1 protein-coding gene is annotated in these 223 nt (G+C 62.3%); it reads left to right on the top strand.

Annotation, left to right across the window (positions count from 1 at the left end; all coding sequences use genetic code 11):
- A partial coding sequence (locus tag PZA18_RS24915) for an IS66 family transposase (protein ID WP_284103556.1) occupies nt 1–223 on the top strand: 223 nt, incomplete at both ends.

The following is a 223-nucleotide window of genomic DNA, read 5'->3' as shown; positions in this document are numbered from 1 at the left end:
CATGCCCGGCGGAAATTCTTCGATCTGCACGCCGCCAGTAACAAGCCGCATGAGATGGCTGCAGTCGCGCTGCAGCGAATCGGGGAGTTGTACGCCATCGAAGCCCAGGCGCGTGAGCAGTCACCCGCAGAACGACAGATGCTCCGTCAGACCCAAGCCCTGCCGCGCCTGCAGGCTCTGCATGCCTGGCTGATCCAGCAACGCCAGCAAACGACAAAGACCT

The organism is Parachitinimonas caeni (assembly GCF_030129945.1).
In the GTDB taxonomy this organism is placed as follows: Bacteria; Pseudomonadota; Gammaproteobacteria; order Burkholderiales; family Chitinimonadaceae; genus Parachitinimonas; species Parachitinimonas caeni.
This window is presented reverse-complemented; position numbering and strand designations above follow the sequence as displayed.